This window comes from Clostridium sp. KNHs216, from assembly GCF_006714885.1.
Classification (GTDB): Bacteria; Bacillota; Clostridia; order Oscillospirales; family Acutalibacteraceae; genus Caproiciproducens.
On record NZ_VFMF01000001.1, the window covers coordinates 967,993 to 985,972 of the forward strand.

The window sequence follows — 17,980 nt, forward strand, 5'->3', positions numbered from 1 at the left end:
GGTCAGTCCCCCCTTTCCAAATCGCTGTCCGCGTGATTCCCGCAGTGCTTATAATCGTCATTATCTGACGTCAGCCCATATGACTTGCGGATTTCATGAAGGCCGCGCACCAGCCTTACATAATAGTCAAGCGGCGGGACCGGATGCTCGCCTAGGGACGCATGTTTATGCGGATGCCAGACGGTGCTCAAAAAGACGACACCATGCTTTGCGAAAAATTCACACGCCTGAAAATTGGATTCCAGAGCTTCCTCAACAGTCGGAAAGCCATATGGCTGCACCATCTCCACGCCGGCCACCACCTGCGTATACACATTGCCCTTCCCGAAAATTTCAACCGCATCGACTGTCCGCCGAATCCATTCCGTGTTTCCGGGCCAGCGGTTTTTTCCGGGACATATGTGTTTTGAAATCTCCTCGTCCCACACCTCGACGTTCGGACAGTAGGAGGTGAGACCGGTTTCCTGATAGATGCGCCTGAGCTGTTCCCTGCTATAGGCAGGCGCCATGATCTGGCTGGAAAAGCGTCCTTTGAAATTGCGCCCGATGGCCTGCAGAATACGGATATAACGGTTCACTTCGTTCTCAAACAGAACCTCCCCGCTATAGTCCATCCCACCGGTGAGGTAAATCTCCGATATGCGTCCGGGCTCTTTCAAAACCTCGCGGACTGTTTCGTAAATATCCTCGGCGTCCACCTCTTTGGCGGCGCGATCCTCCTGGGCGGCCTGCTTCGCCCGGATCAGATCCGTGAAGAAGGCGCAGTACCGGCATTGGTCTCCCGTGTCCCACAGATGGCAGTGCTTGTAGGTGTTGATGATCAGCCGCTGCGCGCGGGCGCTGGCGATGCTTTCCATCGGCACCCCCCGGCTTGTTTTCTTTCCGTAATATTTCGGCCGAGGCGTGAAGTCGATCGTGTCGATAAACTCATCTCCGTCATAAAGAGCAAAGGCACCATTTTCCCTTTCGATCCGATAGGGCTCCCGGTAGTCCTCGTCAAAAGACACGGATGCGGTGGTCGCGTCGCGCAAAAGGATGGAACCAGGAATCTCCCTGTCCGTTCCTTTCGTGTTTCCGTGAGAATAGAAAATCCTCATGGGTCCAAAACGATATTCATCGTTTTGGACCGCATCGAGCGCCTCTTCCGTTAAATATGCGCCGCGCCGCAGCAGGTCGAGTTTCAAAATAATATGGAACGGCACGTCGGGGTAATCGGCAACCGCTTTTTCAAACGCCGATCTTGCAGATTCCGTCGTTTGGATGCTCATTTCTCCGCTTCCTTCATTCATTGTGATATGGGGTCTCCTTGTTCGTTTGGCCGGTCAGCCGCCCGCTTTTTCCCCGGGAGCAGCCTGTTCGGGAACCTTCGGGCCGGACAGCTCCTGCCTTTGCGGCGGGATCCACACCAGCTTTTTGTACTCTTCGATGATGTTTTCGATGCGCTCTTTCGGCCAGGAGTCATCCCATCCCAAACCGAGGTCCTGATTGACGAACACGACGTTGATATTGGTGCCTTTGGGCTTATGCTCAATCACCGTGAATACGTTGCAGGTGCGGTCCTCGCCCCTGCAGTCCACGCAGCGCCCGGTCTTGACGCACCCGGTCTTAAAGGGCCGGCCTCCAAGATCCGTGCTGCGTATTTTCACGTGCTGCGGGGAAATCTGATACCGGATCCGGTTGAAGGCCTCGTCCAGATCCTTTGTGATCTTGTTGCGGCCGACGATCAGAACCGAATTCTCGTGCCCGTAAAACATGCCGGCCACGCGGTTACCGAGAGCGTCCACGTTGACAAGCCTCCCGTCGCGCGTTACGGCGTTGGTTCCCGTCAAAAAATACCTGCACTCCGAACTGTAGGACAAGGCGCTGAGGCGTCTGGTTTCCGCAAAGGTCTTTCCCCTTGCGTGCCCTGTGTAGACCGTTGTTCCCTGCGCTTCCAGCGCCGCGTAGATGCCGAGCTGCGCTACCGAGGTTGAATCGCCGGTCCCCACCTTCTCGCCGGAGGGAATCAATTCGGTTACAATTGCCCGGGCCGCCTCCGCGTCCGGAGCGTAATAGACATTGAAATGGCGGTTCTTAAACGCTTTAAGAACGGCGACGATGTCTTCGTCTTTAATGGAAGAGTAGTCAATATCCAGTAATTTTGTGCTCATATTTTAGCTCCTTAATCTTCGTTTTGAGGAAAGAATCATCCATGTCAATATTTCTTCCAGTTGTCTTGCAGCTTTGTCTCCGCTAAAGCTTTTTTCAAAGGCTCTTCGACGATGAGGTCCTTCGCATCGAAGGTATTTTTAATCAGACCCAGATCTTTCATAAGGCTGATGGTTCCCGAATAATAATTCACAACCGAATCGTCAATTAAGGGCGAATAGATGTAGCTCGGATCCGTTCCCTTCGCGCCTTCGCGAAGACCATCCACGGACTGGCCAGTGTGGGAAGCGATCACGTAGTAATCCTCCTGATTTTCTTCTTTTGAAATCCACTGCGCCGCCTTCAGATAAGCTTTCAGGAAACGCTCCGTGATGTCGGGATACTTTTCAAGGAAGCTGTCGGAAACGAACACGCTGGTCTGCGGCTTTTCATCCGCCTTGAATTCCGGATCGTCAGCGGTTGTGTACAGAATCTTGACTTGCCCTTTGTCCCTGGGCGGGAACAGCTGCCCCGGTCCCCCATAGACGGCGGCGTCAATGTTTCCGCTTACCAGGGCCGCGACACCGTCCGCGGGCGCAAGATTGAAGAATTCAAAATCCTTGATCGTCAGATTGCGTTTTGCCAGAATTCTAGCCAGAGTCACCTGAAAAGTGGTCCCATTTGTGGTGGCAAGCTTCTTTCCAGCAAGATCCTCGATCTTTGTGGCCGTCGATTTAGCAGGCACGCCGAGATAGGACTCTCCGCCTCTCGACTGCGAGGCGATCAGCTTGATATTCAGCCCGTTCGACTTACCGACAATAGCCCCCAGGTCGCTTGTGGCGGCAAAGTCGATGGTGTTGCTGGCAAATGCCTCGTTCACTGCGGGGCTGACCCCTTTAAAGAAATTCCATTCAATTTTGATGCCATCTTTTTCAAATTCCTCTTCCAGCAGATGGTGCTCATAAAGCACGCCGAAAGTCATCAGCGAAGCCTTGTTGCTGTTGCCCGCGGTAAAAGCCGTTCCCACCCGGATCACGTCCGGCTTCTCCGAAGAGGCCGCGGCGGATTCCACAGCCGAACCCGCTTTGCCTGCGGGAGCGCTGCCGGAGGAAACCGACAGATTATTGCTGCAGCCACTAAAGGCTATCGACAGCAGCAGCGAAGCAATCAGCAGCCCGGATGCGAATTTTTTTGTCTTTTTTACTCTGTTCATACTCCCTGTCTCCTTTTAACACACACATTTAAAATTGATTTATATAAAGACCATGTTTCACCGGCAACGTTCGAATCGATACAAAAGCATCTTCGTCAGCGCCGCATCCAGAAAAACACAGCCTTTTCTCCGCATTTTCTTCAGTGAAGCTTGTCGGCGGATTTCTTTAATTAAACATATATGTTTATTAAGTATATTATACGAATCCAACTGAAAAGCACAAGCTAAAATCTTTAGCTCTTAAAGGGACAATTTTTTGTATTCTGTGACATCACCTCGTTTCTTCATCGTAATGCGATTTTATTGAATACTGCTTCTCACCTTTCTTTCAAATCATCATTCCAATCTTTTTGACAGACTTCAAAATACTCACATCATAAGGTCGCCGCAGCTGCTCCCGAATCTCTTCGGACAGAGCTTCCACATACACGGAACTTCCCACATCAAAGCCATAGCTTTTCTCAACCGAGGCCCGGAAATCCCAGTAGGCATCCAAACAGTACTCCGTGCCTAATTCCTGATTCTGTTCAATACCGATGCCGTAGAGGTCCATTTTTCCCAGCTCGTATTTTGCAAAGGAATGTCCGGCCGCAGTTGCGAGTCCGTAGCACATTTGAGCCTGCTCATAATCCCGCTCACGCCGTTCCCATAGAAGTATTTCTTTGTAAGCTCATATTTGGCCTTTATATCTCCATTCATTGCTTTACGCTTTCGCAATAACATCAACTTTCTGCAGGATCAGATCGCGCGAAGGCTTTTGATGGTCATACCCCAGCGCATCGGCATCTTCCCGCCGCAGGGAGATAACATGCGTCCAGATATTTCCCTTGCAGCTTGCGACTTCCTCCTGAGCTTTCCGGATATCCACATTCGGCTCAGAAGAAAAAAGACCGTGTTCCCCAATACGGTCAACTCCGGGACGCTTCCCGACATATTCAATCAGATTTTTTGCTTTTCTAAGGTCAACGGCAAATCCAAACCCACTTCCGCAGCGTATGAAATAAGTTCCGACCCGTTCCCGATCGTCGGGTTTGCTTCCTTTAATAAAGAAGCGCAAATGATTCCTCATCTGCGCTCTAAAAATTAATGATAAGTTTCTCTAACTAAATAGGTTAAGTTTCTTCTTTTGCTAAAATATATTTTCTGCCTACCGTGTGAAGCATATGGTGTCCGCAATATTCACATATATCTGTTTGACTATCAATCAGAAATTCTCTGTTTCCACATTCTTTTCTGCAGACTACATAGACAATACAAATTTCGGTCGGAAATTCTATGGAATTTGGGTCTATGTCAGGGTAATCCTGCAATTTAATTATTAATTTTAATTACTTCACCATTCGCTTCATAAAGAACTTTTATATAATTTTAAACCTCTCAGTCAAAAAAACGACCCCTAAGCAACAGTATGCTTAGGGGTTAACGTTTATAAACTTGATAACATTGCTGCAATTACACTGCTTTCTTTTCACCCTGTGCTTCGCTTCTCATAGCCAGTTTTTTACACGGCCTCATAAGAAGAACGCAAACCCCGTTAAAAATGAGGCTACCAACAATAAAAGTGCCGAAAAAAAGCGGGATATTCGACGAAAACGCATTTACATCGATACAGGCACAGGTTAAGTACGCAAACCCGACGTTGTTGAGGGCCTTTGGAGCATACGGATGCAGGACGATCAGGATAAAAAGGACGACAGCCAGAGGAATCAGAAAACCGAAAAGGCCGCCCAGAACCGGTGTCAGTGCCGAAATAGCCAAAAGTGCCACAACAGTGAGCACCAGGCCGACAAGACCGCCCACCTCAACGGAAATCAGTCTGTCCCTGATATCCCCTTCCATTGTAAACAGCATAATATTGCTGATAAAGATCAGCCAGCCGTATTGAAAATTCATGACATTGAGAATTGCGTTTGCAATCAGGATCCAGAGGAGCAGAGACAGGCGGAAGTAGAGCAGAAAGCGCTTCTGTACTGTTTCATTCATGGTTCTTTTTCTCCTTAATGTTTTGTCAGGAGGGAAGGATCCACAGGCTCTGTTCTGTTTGCCTGATAAATTCCCTGCTGCTTTAAGAGCTCATCATAATTTTCATGGGTCAGGATATAAAACTGTTTCTTCGCGAGGGATTCGAATACTTTCTCAACCGTAGGCTCCAGAGGAGCGCCGTTGTCAAGAATCTTCTTATTGAATTCTATGAATTTCTGATATTTTTCCGACGAGTAATAAGGATCGTCCTTTGGTACGGCAAACCGTTCCGGACGGTGCCGGTCCGTCAGATGCATCTCCGTCTGTACAAAACCGGGACAGAACACGGAAACATCGATGTCGGCGCCCGACGCTTTGAGGGACTTGTACACACACTCCGACAGAGCGACAGCCGCATGCTTCGTGCTGAAGTAAACCGGAGCGGAGCCTAAGGTGATCAGTCCCGCGATGGAGCAGACGTTTAAAATCTGGCAGTGCGTGCCCTGCGTGAGCATCTGCGGAATAAACCGCTGCATCATAAACCAGTGGGCATAAACGTTGACTTCCGTCACCCACTTGATATCCTGCTCCCTGATGTCCAAAAGATCGGCACCGTTGGATACGCCCGCGTCATTGATAAGGATATCGCAGCGGCCGAATTCTTTCATGGTCCGGTCAAATATTTTCTGGCATTCTTCCGAAAGGGAAACGTCAGCCTGTACGGCAACCGCTTTGCGGCCCATCGCCCTGATTTCATCGGCGACCGCTTCCGCTTCCTCCCCGTGGATATCGGCGATCAGCACATCGGACCCCCGTTTCGCGCAGCCCAGTGCCAGCGCGCGTCCGATGCCGTTGGCACCGCCCGTGATTACCAGCACTTTCCCTTTATAGTTTTCAATCATATCGGCGCCCTCCTTATTGCGGATTTTTTCCGTTAACCAGATTCTGAATCCTCATCCCGGCGACAACCTGGGATTCCGGGTGGGTAAAGATATAGAATTTCTCATCCTCGACAGCGGTAAAAACACAGGTTCCCACATAATCGATGGGAATGCCCGTCGTTACCTGGCGCTCGCTGCGCACAAAACCCGACTTAAACTCCTGCCCCTGATAATAAGGATCGTCGTTGATGGCGTAACGTTCCGGCCGGTGAGTATCCGCCAGATGAATGCCCGTCTGCACAAAGGCGGGTACCAGGCAATGGACCTGAATGCGCCCGAGGCCGCGATTCTTCAGGGCAAGGTAGGTACCCTCCGAAGCCCCGATCCCCGCGAATTTTGTGGCATGGTACATCACGGCGTTTCCGGAGGTCATCAGTCCCGCTGTGGATTCGGTGTTGATAATGACCGCTTCGGTCCCCTGCCGGATCATTTGAGGAATAAAGACCTTCATCCCGTAAAGATGGCTCAGCATGTTGACCTCGGTAATCCAGTGGATATCCTGCACCGGAATCTCCCAAACAGGGCCGGATACCGAAACCCCGGCGTTGTTGACAAGCATATCCACCTGCCCGAAGGCATCCAGAGTCAGCTTTAAAAGCCCTTCAACGTTTTCAAGAAGGGAAATGTCCGCCTTCTGTCCCACCGCCTCGGCTCCCATCCCGTGCAGCTCGTTTACAACACGATCCACCGCCGGAGCGTCAATGTCGTTGATCACTATTTTCATGCCGCGCAGCGCGCCTTCTTTGGCAATCGCCTCTCCGATACCGCTTCCGCCGCCTGTAACAACCAGAACCTTGCCTTTAAACTCTTTCATCTTCTGTTCCCCTCCCTTAAAATACGAATGCCTTGTCGTTCGCGGAATGCATGGCGCTGACAATCGTACCCGGCTTTTCCGTATCGCCGACCAGTACCACCCTGTCAAACGCGGCTTCCATCTCCTCGTACAGCGCGCGGTTCGACCTTACGCCAAGCGCCAGAACGACGACGTCGGCCCTGCGGGCAACTTCAACGGCGCTGGCCGTGACAGTAAGCGTGATCTCTCCGTCCCCGACCGCCTTGATGGCGTGGCCCGTCAAAATTTCAACCTTATTTTTATTGAGGCGTTCCATCAGGTAGTGCAGGACACTCGGATAAAGAGTGGTGCCGACGGCATTCATCATTTCCACCACGGTGACCTGATTGTCCGGGCTCAGATACTCGGCTGTTTCCAGCCCCGTGACACCGCCGCCTATGACGGCGATATTCTTTCCGCTGAGCTTCACCTCGCCTGATAAAACCTGTTCCGCCAGAACCGCTTTTTCAACGCCGGGGATTTTGGGAACGATCGGGTTCCCGCCCTGGGCAAGGAACACTCCGCACGCCCCGGCTTTTCTGCACTCTTCCACGGTGCCCTGTGTATTCAGGCGTACATCCACGCCCCATTTTTTGAGTTCCGCTTCCTGAGTGTCGATCAGTTCAGCAAGCAGTTCCTTATGAGGAGGAACCGAACCGAATTTAATGGTTCCGCCCAGTCTGCCGCTTTTTTCGAACAGCACCGTTTTGAACCCTCTCTTGGCCAGCACCAGCGCGGCCTGCATACCGCCCGGTCCGCCGCCGACAACGGCCACCGTGCGCCCGTTTCCGTCCTTTACAAGACGGTCGTCCCCATGGGTCAGCTCCCGCCCGAGAATCGGGTTGACCGTGCATTCGACCGGCCTGCCCTGATTGGCCACAAGGAAGCAGTTCATACAGCCGATGCATTTGCGGATCAGGACGTCTTCCCCGCATTTTGCTTTATTGGCCCACTCGGCGTCGGCAAGCTGTCCGCGCGCAACGCCCACGAAATCGGAGACGCCCTCCTCCAGAAGCGCTTCGGCAAAGGCCGGATGCTTGATCGTGTTGACGGCGATCACCGGGATTCTGACATTCGCCTTAATATTTTTTGCCAGGTGCTTTTTCCAGCCCTCCGCAAAGCAGGACGGTTCAATGATCGTTGCGCCGGACTCATAGGTTCCGCAGCTCACATTCAGGCAAGCGATTCCCAGACTTTCAAGATATCTCGCGATACGGATGCATTCCTTTTCATCGAGGCCGTCCTCAATGAATTCGCTGCCGTCAATGCGGACGCAGACCGGGAAATCGGGGCCGCAGGCAAAACGGATACCGACGACGATCTCGGTAATAAAACGCATACGGTTGAAGAAATCACCGCCGTATTTATCCGTACGACGATTGGTGTGCGGGCTTAAGAACTGGTTGACCAGATACCCGTGGGCGGCGTGGACCTCCACCCCGTCCAATCCCGCAGTCTTAGCGATCACGGCGCCCTTCACAAATTTCTGCGCCATTGCCGTGACTTCCTCTGTGGTAAGCTCCCGCGGCATTTCGCCTATGATTTTGCACATCACCGGCGAGGGAGCGACAATCTGCTTTCCGTGCAGAAGCCTGCTCATTGTCTCGTTTCCCGGATGGTGGAGCTGAAGGAAAATTTTCGTATCGTACGCATGCACCGCCTCCGCCAGCCGGACAAGACGGGGGATGTGTTTGGAATCCGTCGCGCACAGCTGGTTGCTTGTGCCGATTCCCGTTTCCTCGTCGATCCGGCAGATTTCGGTGATAATCAGCCCGCAGCCTCCCTTCGCCCGGTCGGCATAATACCGGATGATTTCGTCCGATGCTTCTCCTGTTGAGGACGCAAACCCGGTCCCCATCGCAGGCATGACGATTCTGTTTTTCAGTTCCAGTTTTCCGATTTTTCCTTTTTCAAAAAGCTTTGTGTACTTCATGAAATCAGCCCTTTCTTCCTTAAAGTTTGACTTTTCCGGCACGTACTTTTTTGCTTTGGCAAACTCTCTGTTAATAATATAACATACTCAATTGGGAAAAGATATGGACCTCTCACACAAAACCCTTGCCTTTTTTGTGCCTGATGACTAAAATATAGTTGAGGTGATGGATTTGCTGTTCAGCAAAATAGTCGAGATATTATCTGGAAATTTGAGAATACTGCAATCAACAATTAGTAACAACTTACAAATTTACGAATTGAAAGAGCTGGATTTAAAATCCGATCTGAGCAAATGTAAAAATGACATTCTGTACTTTGTGCGTGATGCATCCAATTTAACGAACCCCGTTCCGCAGAATCTCATCTATACGGAATGCGCATCCGACGAAGTATGCGGGTCCTTTGTCAACTCCGCGCAGATCGAAGCCGGCAGCTATCAGGCGGCAGTGACCCTTGTCTGCGATATCCTGAACAGGGCTTACCGGATGCAGGCCCTGTACACATCAACGCTGCAGATGATTCTGGACGGGAAAGGCATTTCCGGTATCCTGAGTGATATTGCCGACAGAGCGGAGAGCTCCATCGTAATGATCGACATGAGCGGGAAAATTCTGGCACATTCGTTCCCCTTCCGCCTGCAGAACCCGCTTTGGACACAGAGCGTAAAGCAGGGCTATTGCCCGACTGAATTTATGGAGCATATTCGTACGCTCCGGCGCGAGAACGGAAAACAGCCGGGGTCCGATCCCTATGTCCGTATCTGCGAAGAGATGCAGCTTTTTTACCTCTGCAGTAAGATCACGAAAAACGATATGATTTTCGGTTATATCTTCATGATTCAGCCAAGCAACGAATTCGGCGCGGACTGTTACGAAATGCTGTCCATCATCAGCAGAACGCTGACGGAAACGACGCTGAGACACCAAAACAAAATCACTCTGCGCTCACACCTTTACAGTGAAATGCTGACGGATATGCTGAACGGAATTTCTGAAAAGCAGGCGGCCACCCGTATCCATGTCAGCGAACTCACATTTCCGCCCTATATGCGTGTCCTGACGGTCAAGCCGCTTTATTATCATGGTGAAGTCAGTCTGGCCGCGTCTATTCAGCCCCAGCTTGAAAGCATCTTTCAGGTGGAGCAGAGCATTGTTTACCAGAAATCAATTGTGCTGATCATCGGAGTGAAAAAGAACCGGGCGGTTCCTCCGGAGCAGCTGGAGCTTCTAAAAACATTGTGCGCACAGAACTACCTTTTAGCCGGTATCAGCAACTCCTTTTCCGATCCGGCAAAATTTCCGGAATATTACCGTCAGGCGGAAAAAGCCATGATCCTTTCGCAGAAGATGGACGCGGACGGCCTGATACACAGCTATGAAGATTATGCGTTTTTTGATATACTCGATCATCTTCCCGAAGAGATGAAACTCATGCACTACTGTCATCCATCCCTCTCTCTTCTAAGGGAATACGACCAGCAAAAAGACACGAAGCTGTATGAAACCCTGCGCACTTATACGCTTACCGGTTTTAACCAGAACAAGACGGCAGAAATTCTCTTTCTGCACCGCAATACGCTCAACTACAGGCGGCAGAAAATTATGCAGGTTTCCGGAATCGATCTTGAAGATTCTCAGGTAAAATTCCTTCTGAGCTATTCTTTTGCCATTGACCTTTTTCTGGAAAAGAACACACTGTATTCATGATCTATATCATTATTCAAATGAAAGCATTGAAAGATCAGCCAGACCGTTCCTTTCCCCATCGAATGCAAGGTTGATATGAAACACACCGAGAATCAGATGATTTATCTTTTCGACTCTATTGAGAGCTGATATTGTTTAGTCAGGCTCCCGGCATGGCCGGGAGTTTTCGCACTAAAAGGCCACCGGATTTTCATTATCCGGTGGCCAGATTATAATTCTTCTTTGTGGCTGGATACAGCATCACTTTGTTGTCAGACGCGCATTTTGGCAGACAAAGGAGCAGGGATGTCGAAAGACGTCCCTGCTCCTTTTAAGTTAATACCAAACTGATGAGTTTTGCTTAGAGGATGCCGAGCAGATGCCAGAAAGGAATACAGGCCCAGAATCCCAGAATGTTCAAAGCCATGTAAATATAAGACAGCTTGCTGATAGCGGGAAAAGAGATGCTTTCTTCACCTCCACCGGCAGAATAGCCGATGAGAAACAGACCATTTTGATAAATCACATTCCAAGTTAGGATGGATGTGAACACAACCATAGCACAAATCCAGGGACTGATGCTCATTGCCTGAGCGAACGGAATCAGCAGAACCACAAATATCGTAATGCTGGAAACCTGATCCACATAAATAAACCGTATCAGATAAATGGCGATTGCCACTACTGTAATAAATATGTACGGATTTCCGGTGAACAGGCCGATGTATGGCGCCAGTTGCTTGCTGATGTATGTTTGGATCTTGAGTTCGTTCAGTATGCTGCCAAAACTGATCATACTCCCTACCATAAACAGCATGTCCCAGGGAATTTTTGTTTTAAAATCTGAAACATCAATCACATTGAAAATCAAAAATATGAGAAGGGCGAACACGGCGACAACGGTACCGTCAACGTTAATAATTTTCTGCAGTGCCCAAAGGACAACGGCAACCAAAAATACCCCAAGAGTCAGTTTTTCATTCATGGTCATTGGACCCATGGCGGCCAGCTCCTGATTCACATAGCCTTTAGAGAAATGCTTCTCTTCTTTTGGCCGATACAGCACCCAAATACTGATCAGGCAGCCAACTGCGACTACAACCCCCCAAGGCAGCATACTGATGAACCATTTGATCCAGGTGAATTCAGCCTGTGTTTCGGCCGGCAGCAGGCCAAAGGCGATGTAACCAAAAAAGTTGGCGCTGATAAAGCAAACGCTCATTAGCATAAACCCTGTGACCACCGCGAGGAAAAGGCCGTGCATTCCGTTGCTCTTTTTCTCGTAGCCCATGGCTTCCCCAACGCTTTCGGCAATGGGAACTCCCATACAAAGCTTTGCTGTGGCACTGGGAATAAAAGGATTGATTATGATCCCGGAGGCAATCAGACCCAAGACTTGTCCTTTGTAAGTAGGCGAAAACAGCTTCATAATGGAGTAAGCGAAACGCTTCATCAATCCGGTCTTAGTAAGCGCCAGGCTCATGCCGAGAGCAGCCAGCATAAACCACCAGGTGGAGCTGGAAAAGCCGGAATACGCATGGGTAAACGGAACAACACCCGTCAGTGCGAACAGTGCGCACATCAGCATGGAAGTAATAAAAATACTGAAAACCTGAAAAATCCAATAGATAATTGCCCAAAGAGTAATTCCAAGTGCGACCATTGCCGGATGGGTCAGACCATCAGGAACCGGCAGGCAGACGAAAACAACGGCAATTACAATGCCCAGAACAGCGCCGAACACTCGCTTAGCATCTGTTTTTTTCAACATGAACACTCCCTCTATTTTAGCCTCTGAAGCTTAATTAGATTTCCGGAAGGTATACTCCTTGATTTCTCAAAATTTTCTGCAGCTTAACGATGTCAATATCGCGGGGCTTTTTGCCAGACTGAACCGCAAGATAAGCAGCAGCGCCGGAAGCCTCCCCCGTTGCCACACTGTGCGGAATTAAATTCAGCCAGTTATGGGCCCGCACATCCGCACTCAGGCATCGTCCTGCTGCAAGAAGGTTGTCCAGCTTTTCAGGAACCAAAGCCCTGAACGGAATACTCAGAGCGGCTTCACCGTCCGGTTTGTTGAAGCTGTGCATCGCCGGTGTAACGGCAATGGAATCTGAAAATGTCTTTCCCTGCTTTAAGTCGTCAAAGGTAATCTGATATTGTCCTTTCAGCCGCCGGGAGTAGCGGCAGCCGACAACAGATGCGATATCCATCAGGTAGCAATCCTCAAAACCCGGCAGTTCTTTCTGTAAATAGCGGACAACATCCGGAATTGCCTTTTTAATTTTCATTTCCACATAGGTGAGGTCCTGGATCTTCATACTGTTTCTTTCCGGAATCCAGTTATTCACCCACATGTTGTCGTTGCGGTTGGAGGGAATAGGAAGCAGTTTATATCCCGCCGTTTCATTCAGACACTGCAGCTTCCGGGCACACTCTTCCGGAAATGCCGCTTTGTAAGCTGCGTATTTTGCATAATCCGTGTTGGCAAGGCGGAAACATTCTGCCATGTTGGAGTTGCGGATCGTAGGATCAATGCTATTGTCGAACTCGGCGCCTGCGGAAGCAAAAATATCTCCCTCACCAGTCGCATCGATGACTACTTTGGCCAAAATGGCTTTGCGCCCCTCTTTGCTTTCAAAAAACACGCCTTTCAAGGTCCCTTCGTCCATAAACGCTTTAGCGGCCCAGCAGTGAAAGTAGACAGTGACCTTTGCTTCTTCCACCATGTCGTTTAGGACGATTTTCATCAGCTCCGGGTCGATAAAAGTAGTATACATTACTCTGTTGTTCCATACGGTGCCAAAATAATTGGACCATTTTTTAACCAGCTCCGAATTGGTGCTGCCCGCTTCGCGATCCTTTGGCCCGAATACAGCGTCGGGGTATTTTCCAAGACGCGTCATCCATTCTTTCTGGATTCCCAAAACTTTGTCACCGGTACCGTTGTCCAGATTTGGAATCATACAGACCTGACCGCCGGTAACAAGGCCGCCTAAAAAGCCGTATCTTTCCAGTAAAATCACTTTTGCTCCGTTTCTGGCCGCCGATATAGCGGCGGCGCTGCCGGCAGGACCGCCTCCCACGACTAATACGTCAGCCTCGTCATATACCGGAATTTGGGTCTGCGGCTCGAGTACTGTTCTCATAAAGTCAAACCTCCTAAGCCATATTCTATGATTGTATGAATACAGCTATTTTAAAATTTAGTTATAATGCTTAAAATAATTTATAATATTCTCATAATTATGGAACATCTTTCTCTGCGCTTCTATTATAGCATTGCAAATTTTGCTTTGCTATGCTATGCTCTGAGAAAAGATGCAGTTTTATATCCTGTAAATGAAGGATAAGGTGAAAGCATGATGTCGAAATTTGTAGACAATGACCAAATCAAGCTCGAATTGTACGAATTGCTGCAGAAAAAAGACATGATGACAGAACTTGTTAACCTGTCATCACGATATTTAGGCAACCCCGTCTTCCTGATGGATGCGGATTGGAATGTTGTTGCTGTCAGTGGAAATGCACCCGAAAATGACCTTGTGCATCGAATCAAAAGCCGTGAAGGCACTTCCTTTATGGAATATGCCCGATGTGTAACGGAGGCAATCGACAGTGTACGGCTTCAGCCGTATATTTTGGATTCTCCGTTTGCAGGACAGCGGCGTATGATCGTTAGGGCTTACTGCGACGGATTTTATGAGGGGCACCTTACGATTTTAGAAAAAGACCGGCCACTGACTGAGATGGATAAACCGCTTGCTATGATGATCGCGCAGGTTTATGCTCTTGCACTGAGAATACAAAAGGCAAAGGCATTTCCGTTGCCGGATCACGCCTGGACAAAATTGTTGCAGGATCTCCTTACGCAAAAGCTGTCCAGACGCACGGAATATGAGCTGCGCCTTCAGGTTTCAACCACACTGTACCTGCCCTCCAGAATGAAAATCTGCCGAATTGATTCACGAAGCGGGAATATTACCGCAGACATGTATTACAAAATAGCCGGCCGCCTTGAATCCAGGAAAGATTACGTAGCAGCAGCACGGTACGACGGCAGTATAGCTCTGCTTGTTGATACAACCAAAGAAGACGGGCCGCTTTCCTCCGAAAACGATATTCTTGAGCTTGCATACAAAAATGCCGTATATTTTGGAATCAGCGCTGAATTCAGCGATCTATTCTATGTCCATCGCTATTTTCAAGGTGCGTCACGCGCCGTTTTGTTTGCAAAACGCTGGGGAATGCAAAATCCGGTTCAAAATTATGATGACTGTAAGCTTTATGACCTTATGACAGATGTTCATCCGCCAACCGGAAATCTGAAACAATATGTGGCAGATGCCATCCTCTCCATGATTGAGTATGACAAGCAAAATTCCACTCAGTTTTACCATACGATCAAAACATATTTTGATTGCAATCAAAACGTGTCCCAAACAGCGGACAGACTCTATATTCATAAAACAACTCTTGCATACCGTTTAAAACGCATGCAGATACTGTTCCATATTGATTGGAAAGATGCCTCTCAATTGCTTTTTTTGCAGGTTTCTATTTATATCATGGAAATTCAGCTAACATGAATCGCAAAGGCATGGATGAGGCCTGAGAAAAGAACAGGTCGGGCTATCAATCGGAACTCGGTCTTCAGATATCCTCCTTGGCAACAGTTATCTTGACCAAATGGGAGCCGTAAGCACCTAAAGCAGAAAAATAACATTTTTTAGTTCGGGCAGTTCATCGGGTCAGTAGCCTTTCCATTTACACGGATTTGAAAGGACACTGTGGATGAGGAGTGCTGAATAGCCACTATGTTTCCATAGCCGTCTCCTGTGCTGTCGGGTCGGAACGGTAGCCGAAGATACCGCATTGATACAATGTTGACACGCAGCGAAGCCCAGTAACACTGGATTCCGCCGTATTTATATGAAAAAGGCCGCCCTCTGGGCGGCCTTTTTTTGCTTTTGGACCTATATTGCGGGATGATGCCCCCCTTTTGCGGCGCTCCTTACCTTTCGTGAAAAAGTTAGGAATCATAAAACAGGAAGGTCTCGTGAATTAAAATGGACATCTGTTCCGGAACTCCGGATATTATCCGGCGCAGCCGGTCATTTACGCAAAAACAGGTCCTGGGTTTTCAACCCGTTTCGCTTGATCTCCGCCCGCCAGTTCATTTGGGCTGCGGCTTTATATAAAAAGCGTGGAAAGCTTGGAGAAACGAAAATATTTTCCGCACTCTTTTTTTGGGTCACGTTTTCAGCAAGCTCACGCAGTGCAAGGGAAGGTCCCTTGCGCGGTCCGTGCCCGCTCGGGATATTGGCAGCTGCGAGCATGCCGCCTCCGCCGAGACCGACGCCTTGGCCCCACTTCACATGGGACTTTTCGCACCAGCTTTTCATCATGCCGAGCGCATTTTCGCTCTGCTTTCCTTCATAAAAGCCGGAGTTTACGACCGCATAGACCATCAGCTCCGACGACCTGTTTCTCAAGAAAGCTTCCATCTCGACAAGACAGCGCAAAAGATGGGAAGGGATACCGTCCACATATAAAGGAAATGCGAATACAAGGGCATCCTGCTGGCCGAATGTCTCCAATTGAGACTGGGTTGGCAGAACGGCCGCGTGAAACAGGCATTCCGTAATGACATCTCCGTCAAAATAGCCTTTTAGCTCGTCCAGGATCACGCCCGAGGCGCTGCCCTTAAATTTCGGGCTGCCGTTGATCAACGCAATCTTCATTGAAATCTACCCCCAAACGCTTCGGCTTTTGTCTCGAAGAGAATATCCTTCACGATGCTGTGAAAATTGATGGAATTGGCTTCCACAAGGCTGCGGGCGAGTGCTTGATCCTGCTCGCTGAGCTCATCGCCGTAAAAATAAGCGCTTGTCGAGAAATGGGTGCTGTACCTGGGCCGATGGTGCATCTCGCCGTCTTTTATCACAAAATAAGGGTGGATGTAGGAAATGCTCCTGTCCAGCACATTTTTTACAAAGGGGCTGAATCCGCCGTAACAACAGCGGCTGATCAGAATCAGCTCGTCGCATTTTGACAAGGCTTCGCCCATATCTCCGTAATGATCTCGGATCACGCACTGCGCCGGCGTTTTGGTCCAGCAGCCAAAGCACCCGATACAGGGGTGTATGGTGCCGTCGTCTGAAATGATACGGGTATTCTCTCTGAAGGTTAAAATCTTTCTTTCCTGCTCCGGGGTCAAATCATGAACAATCAGTCTCATACCTTCTCCTTCCTAAGCTGCGACAAAAATGCCAGATAAGCGGAATACACTTTGGGATGAATCTCTTCATAGGTGATATTGGCTGCGTCGGTCGCAATTAGGCAGGCAATGCCGTGCGTATAAATGATCATATTCGTATACAGCTCTTCCGCATCCGAAAGCGACAGGCCCAGGGAATTCTGAATAATTTGCGTGACATCGGCTCTTCCGTGCTTTTTGTAGAGGTCTCTCAAACTTTCCACCCGCGTATAGGGGGACAAAAACAAGAAGCGAAACAGGTGCTTTTCTTCCTTGGCGAAGAAGATGTGGCACTTTCCGATGGATTCAAAATAATGCTGCTTGTCTGCGTTTGCATCGACATATTCGTTGAGGTATTGGCCTGCACAGTCATATAGCCGGTTCATCAGCTCTTCCATATTGCTAAAGTAACTGTAAATGGGCTGCACCGAGCAGCCGATCCAATTCGCTATGGTCCTTGCGTTAACCTTTTCGAGCCCTTCTTTACGGAGCAGTGAAAACGCTGTCTTCAAAATTTCTTCCTGCGTGATCCTTTGTTTTGGCATAAAAATCCTCTTTGCTTTCTATATGACATCCGTTATATAACACATGTAATAATATTGCTCTTGACACTTTTTGTCAAGGGCCAATTTCAAATATTGCATGGTTATTCAGAAAAATAATTGGCTGCTCAGCTCCCGCTTTTTTCGATAAAGCCCGGAAACTCCGGATGTAGTGGCCATAGACTGAATCATCGGAAACAACAGTATGTCGCTGACAAATGTATAGTGATGAAGGTCAAAATATGAATTAAGCTTCTTCACTTCAGCAACAAATGAAACATATGATGAAACAGCGTTTCTTTGATCTATCTAGTTGCATAGCCTAGATTTAGCACAGCGCCTCATAGATTCCAATTACGAAAGATGGAGGATATAAAATGTCCGATATTGCTTTACAAATAGAACGTACTTTAGATGGTTCCATTGCTGTTTCCGGCAATGTTATTTTTGATTCAGTAGTTTACTCTTCCGGAGATATAAGCTA

16 protein-coding genes are annotated in these 17,980 nt (G+C 48.9%); 2 read left to right on the top strand and 14 right to left on the bottom strand.

The features are described 5' to 3' along the window. Positions 1-2: 2 nt before the first annotated feature. The 9 genes from LY85_RS04810 to LY85_RS04850 form a co-directional block, all read right to left on the bottom strand. Entirely contained in the window at positions 3-1,289 is a 1,287-nt protein-coding gene (locus tag LY85_RS04810) for a radical SAM protein (protein WP_243122486.1), read from the bottom strand. Between the two features lie 33 nt (positions 1,290-1,322). After that, a complete protein-coding gene (locus LY85_RS04815; RefSeq protein WP_141825686.1) occupies positions 1,323-2,150 on the bottom strand; it encodes a lactate utilization protein in 828 nt (275 codons plus the stop codon). Positions 2,151-2,194: 44 nt separating this feature from the next. Continuing rightward, positions 2,195-3,340, bottom strand: a complete 1,146-nt coding sequence (locus LY85_RS04820) for an ABC transporter substrate-binding protein (protein WP_141825687.1) — start codon at positions 3,338-3,340, stop codon at positions 2,195-2,197. 328 nt (positions 3,341-3,668) lie between these two features. Continuing rightward, the gene (locus LY85_RS04825) at positions 3,669-3,953 is read right to left on the bottom strand and encodes a hypothetical protein (RefSeq protein WP_141825688.1); all 285 of its coding nucleotides are present in this window, start codon (positions 3,951-3,953) and stop codon (positions 3,669-3,671) included. Between the two features lie 90 nt (positions 3,954-4,043). Beyond that, the gene (locus LY85_RS04830; protein ID WP_141825689.1) at positions 4,044-4,397 is read right to left on the bottom strand and encodes a hypothetical protein; all 354 of its coding nucleotides are present in this window, start codon (positions 4,395-4,397) and stop codon (positions 4,044-4,046) included. A 395-nt stretch (positions 4,398-4,792) separates the two neighbouring features. Then, positions 4,793-5,323 (bottom strand): hypothetical protein, encoded by a 531-nt coding sequence (locus tag LY85_RS04835; RefSeq protein ID WP_141825690.1) that lies wholly within the window; start codon positions 5,321-5,323, stop codon positions 4,793-4,795. A gap of 14 nt (positions 5,324-5,337) precedes the next feature. After that, positions 5,338-6,204: an SDR family NAD(P)-dependent oxidoreductase gene (locus tag LY85_RS04840; protein ID WP_141825691.1), complete on the bottom strand. Its 867-nt coding sequence runs from the start codon at positions 6,202-6,204 to the stop codon at positions 5,338-5,340. 13 nt (positions 6,205-6,217) lie between these two features. Continuing rightward, entirely contained in the window at positions 6,218-7,057 is an 840-nt protein-coding gene (locus tag LY85_RS04845) for an SDR family NAD(P)-dependent oxidoreductase (RefSeq protein ID WP_141825692.1), read from the bottom strand. Positions 7,058-7,073: 16 nt separating this feature from the next. Next, positions 7,074-9,008 (bottom strand): FAD-dependent oxidoreductase, encoded by a 1,935-nt coding sequence (locus LY85_RS04850; RefSeq protein WP_141825693.1) that lies wholly within the window; start codon positions 9,006-9,008, stop codon positions 7,074-7,076. 259 nt (positions 9,009-9,267) lie between these two features. On the opposite strand from LY85_RS04850, the gene LY85_RS04855 reads away from it, so the two are divergent. Beyond that, positions 9,268-10,716 carry a helix-turn-helix domain-containing protein gene (locus LY85_RS04855; protein WP_185741106.1) on the top strand — a complete coding sequence of 483 codons (1,449 nt, stop codon included), beginning with the start codon at positions 9,268-9,270 and terminating at the stop codon, positions 10,714-10,716. A 340-nt stretch (positions 10,717-11,056) separates the two neighbouring features. On the opposite strand, the gene LY85_RS04860 is transcribed toward LY85_RS04855, so the two are convergent. Both LY85_RS04860 and LY85_RS04865 read right to left on the bottom strand, forming a co-directional pair. Then, positions 11,057-12,466 carry an SLC13 family permease gene (locus tag LY85_RS04860; RefSeq protein WP_141825695.1) on the bottom strand — a complete coding sequence of 470 codons (1,410 nt, stop codon included), beginning with the start codon at positions 12,464-12,466 and terminating at the stop codon, positions 11,057-11,059. 34 nt (positions 12,467-12,500) lie between these two features. Next, positions 12,501-13,844 (bottom strand): FAD-dependent oxidoreductase, encoded by a 1,344-nt coding sequence (locus LY85_RS04865; RefSeq protein WP_141825696.1) that lies wholly within the window; start codon positions 13,842-13,844, stop codon positions 12,501-12,503. A gap of 216 nt (positions 13,845-14,060) precedes the next feature. On the opposite strand from LY85_RS04865, the gene LY85_RS04870 reads away from it, so the two are divergent. Then, entirely contained in the window at positions 14,061-15,284 is a 1,224-nt protein-coding gene (locus LY85_RS04870) for a helix-turn-helix domain-containing protein (RefSeq protein ID WP_207705545.1), read from the top strand. A 525-nt stretch (positions 15,285-15,809) separates the two neighbouring features. Here the strand turns inward: LY85_RS04870 and LY85_RS04875 are convergent. The 3 genes from LY85_RS04875 to LY85_RS04885 are packed head-to-tail and all read right to left on the bottom strand — an operon-like array spanning position 15,810 to position 17,499. Then, positions 15,810-16,439, bottom strand: a complete 630-nt coding sequence (locus LY85_RS04875) for an NAD(P)H-dependent oxidoreductase (protein WP_141825698.1) — start codon at positions 16,437-16,439, stop codon at positions 15,810-15,812. Further along, positions 16,436-16,936 (bottom strand): flavodoxin family protein, encoded by a 501-nt coding sequence (locus LY85_RS04880; protein WP_141825699.1) that lies wholly within the window; start codon positions 16,934-16,936, stop codon positions 16,436-16,438. The genes LY85_RS04875 and LY85_RS04880 overlap by 4 nt, the downstream gene beginning before the upstream one ends. Further along, positions 16,933-17,499 carry a TetR/AcrR family transcriptional regulator gene (locus LY85_RS04885; RefSeq protein ID WP_141825700.1) on the bottom strand — a complete coding sequence of 189 codons (567 nt, stop codon included), beginning with the start codon at positions 17,497-17,499 and terminating at the stop codon, positions 16,933-16,935. The genes LY85_RS04880 and LY85_RS04885 overlap by 4 nt, the downstream gene beginning before the upstream one ends. Positions 17,500-17,980: the final 481 nt, after the last annotated feature.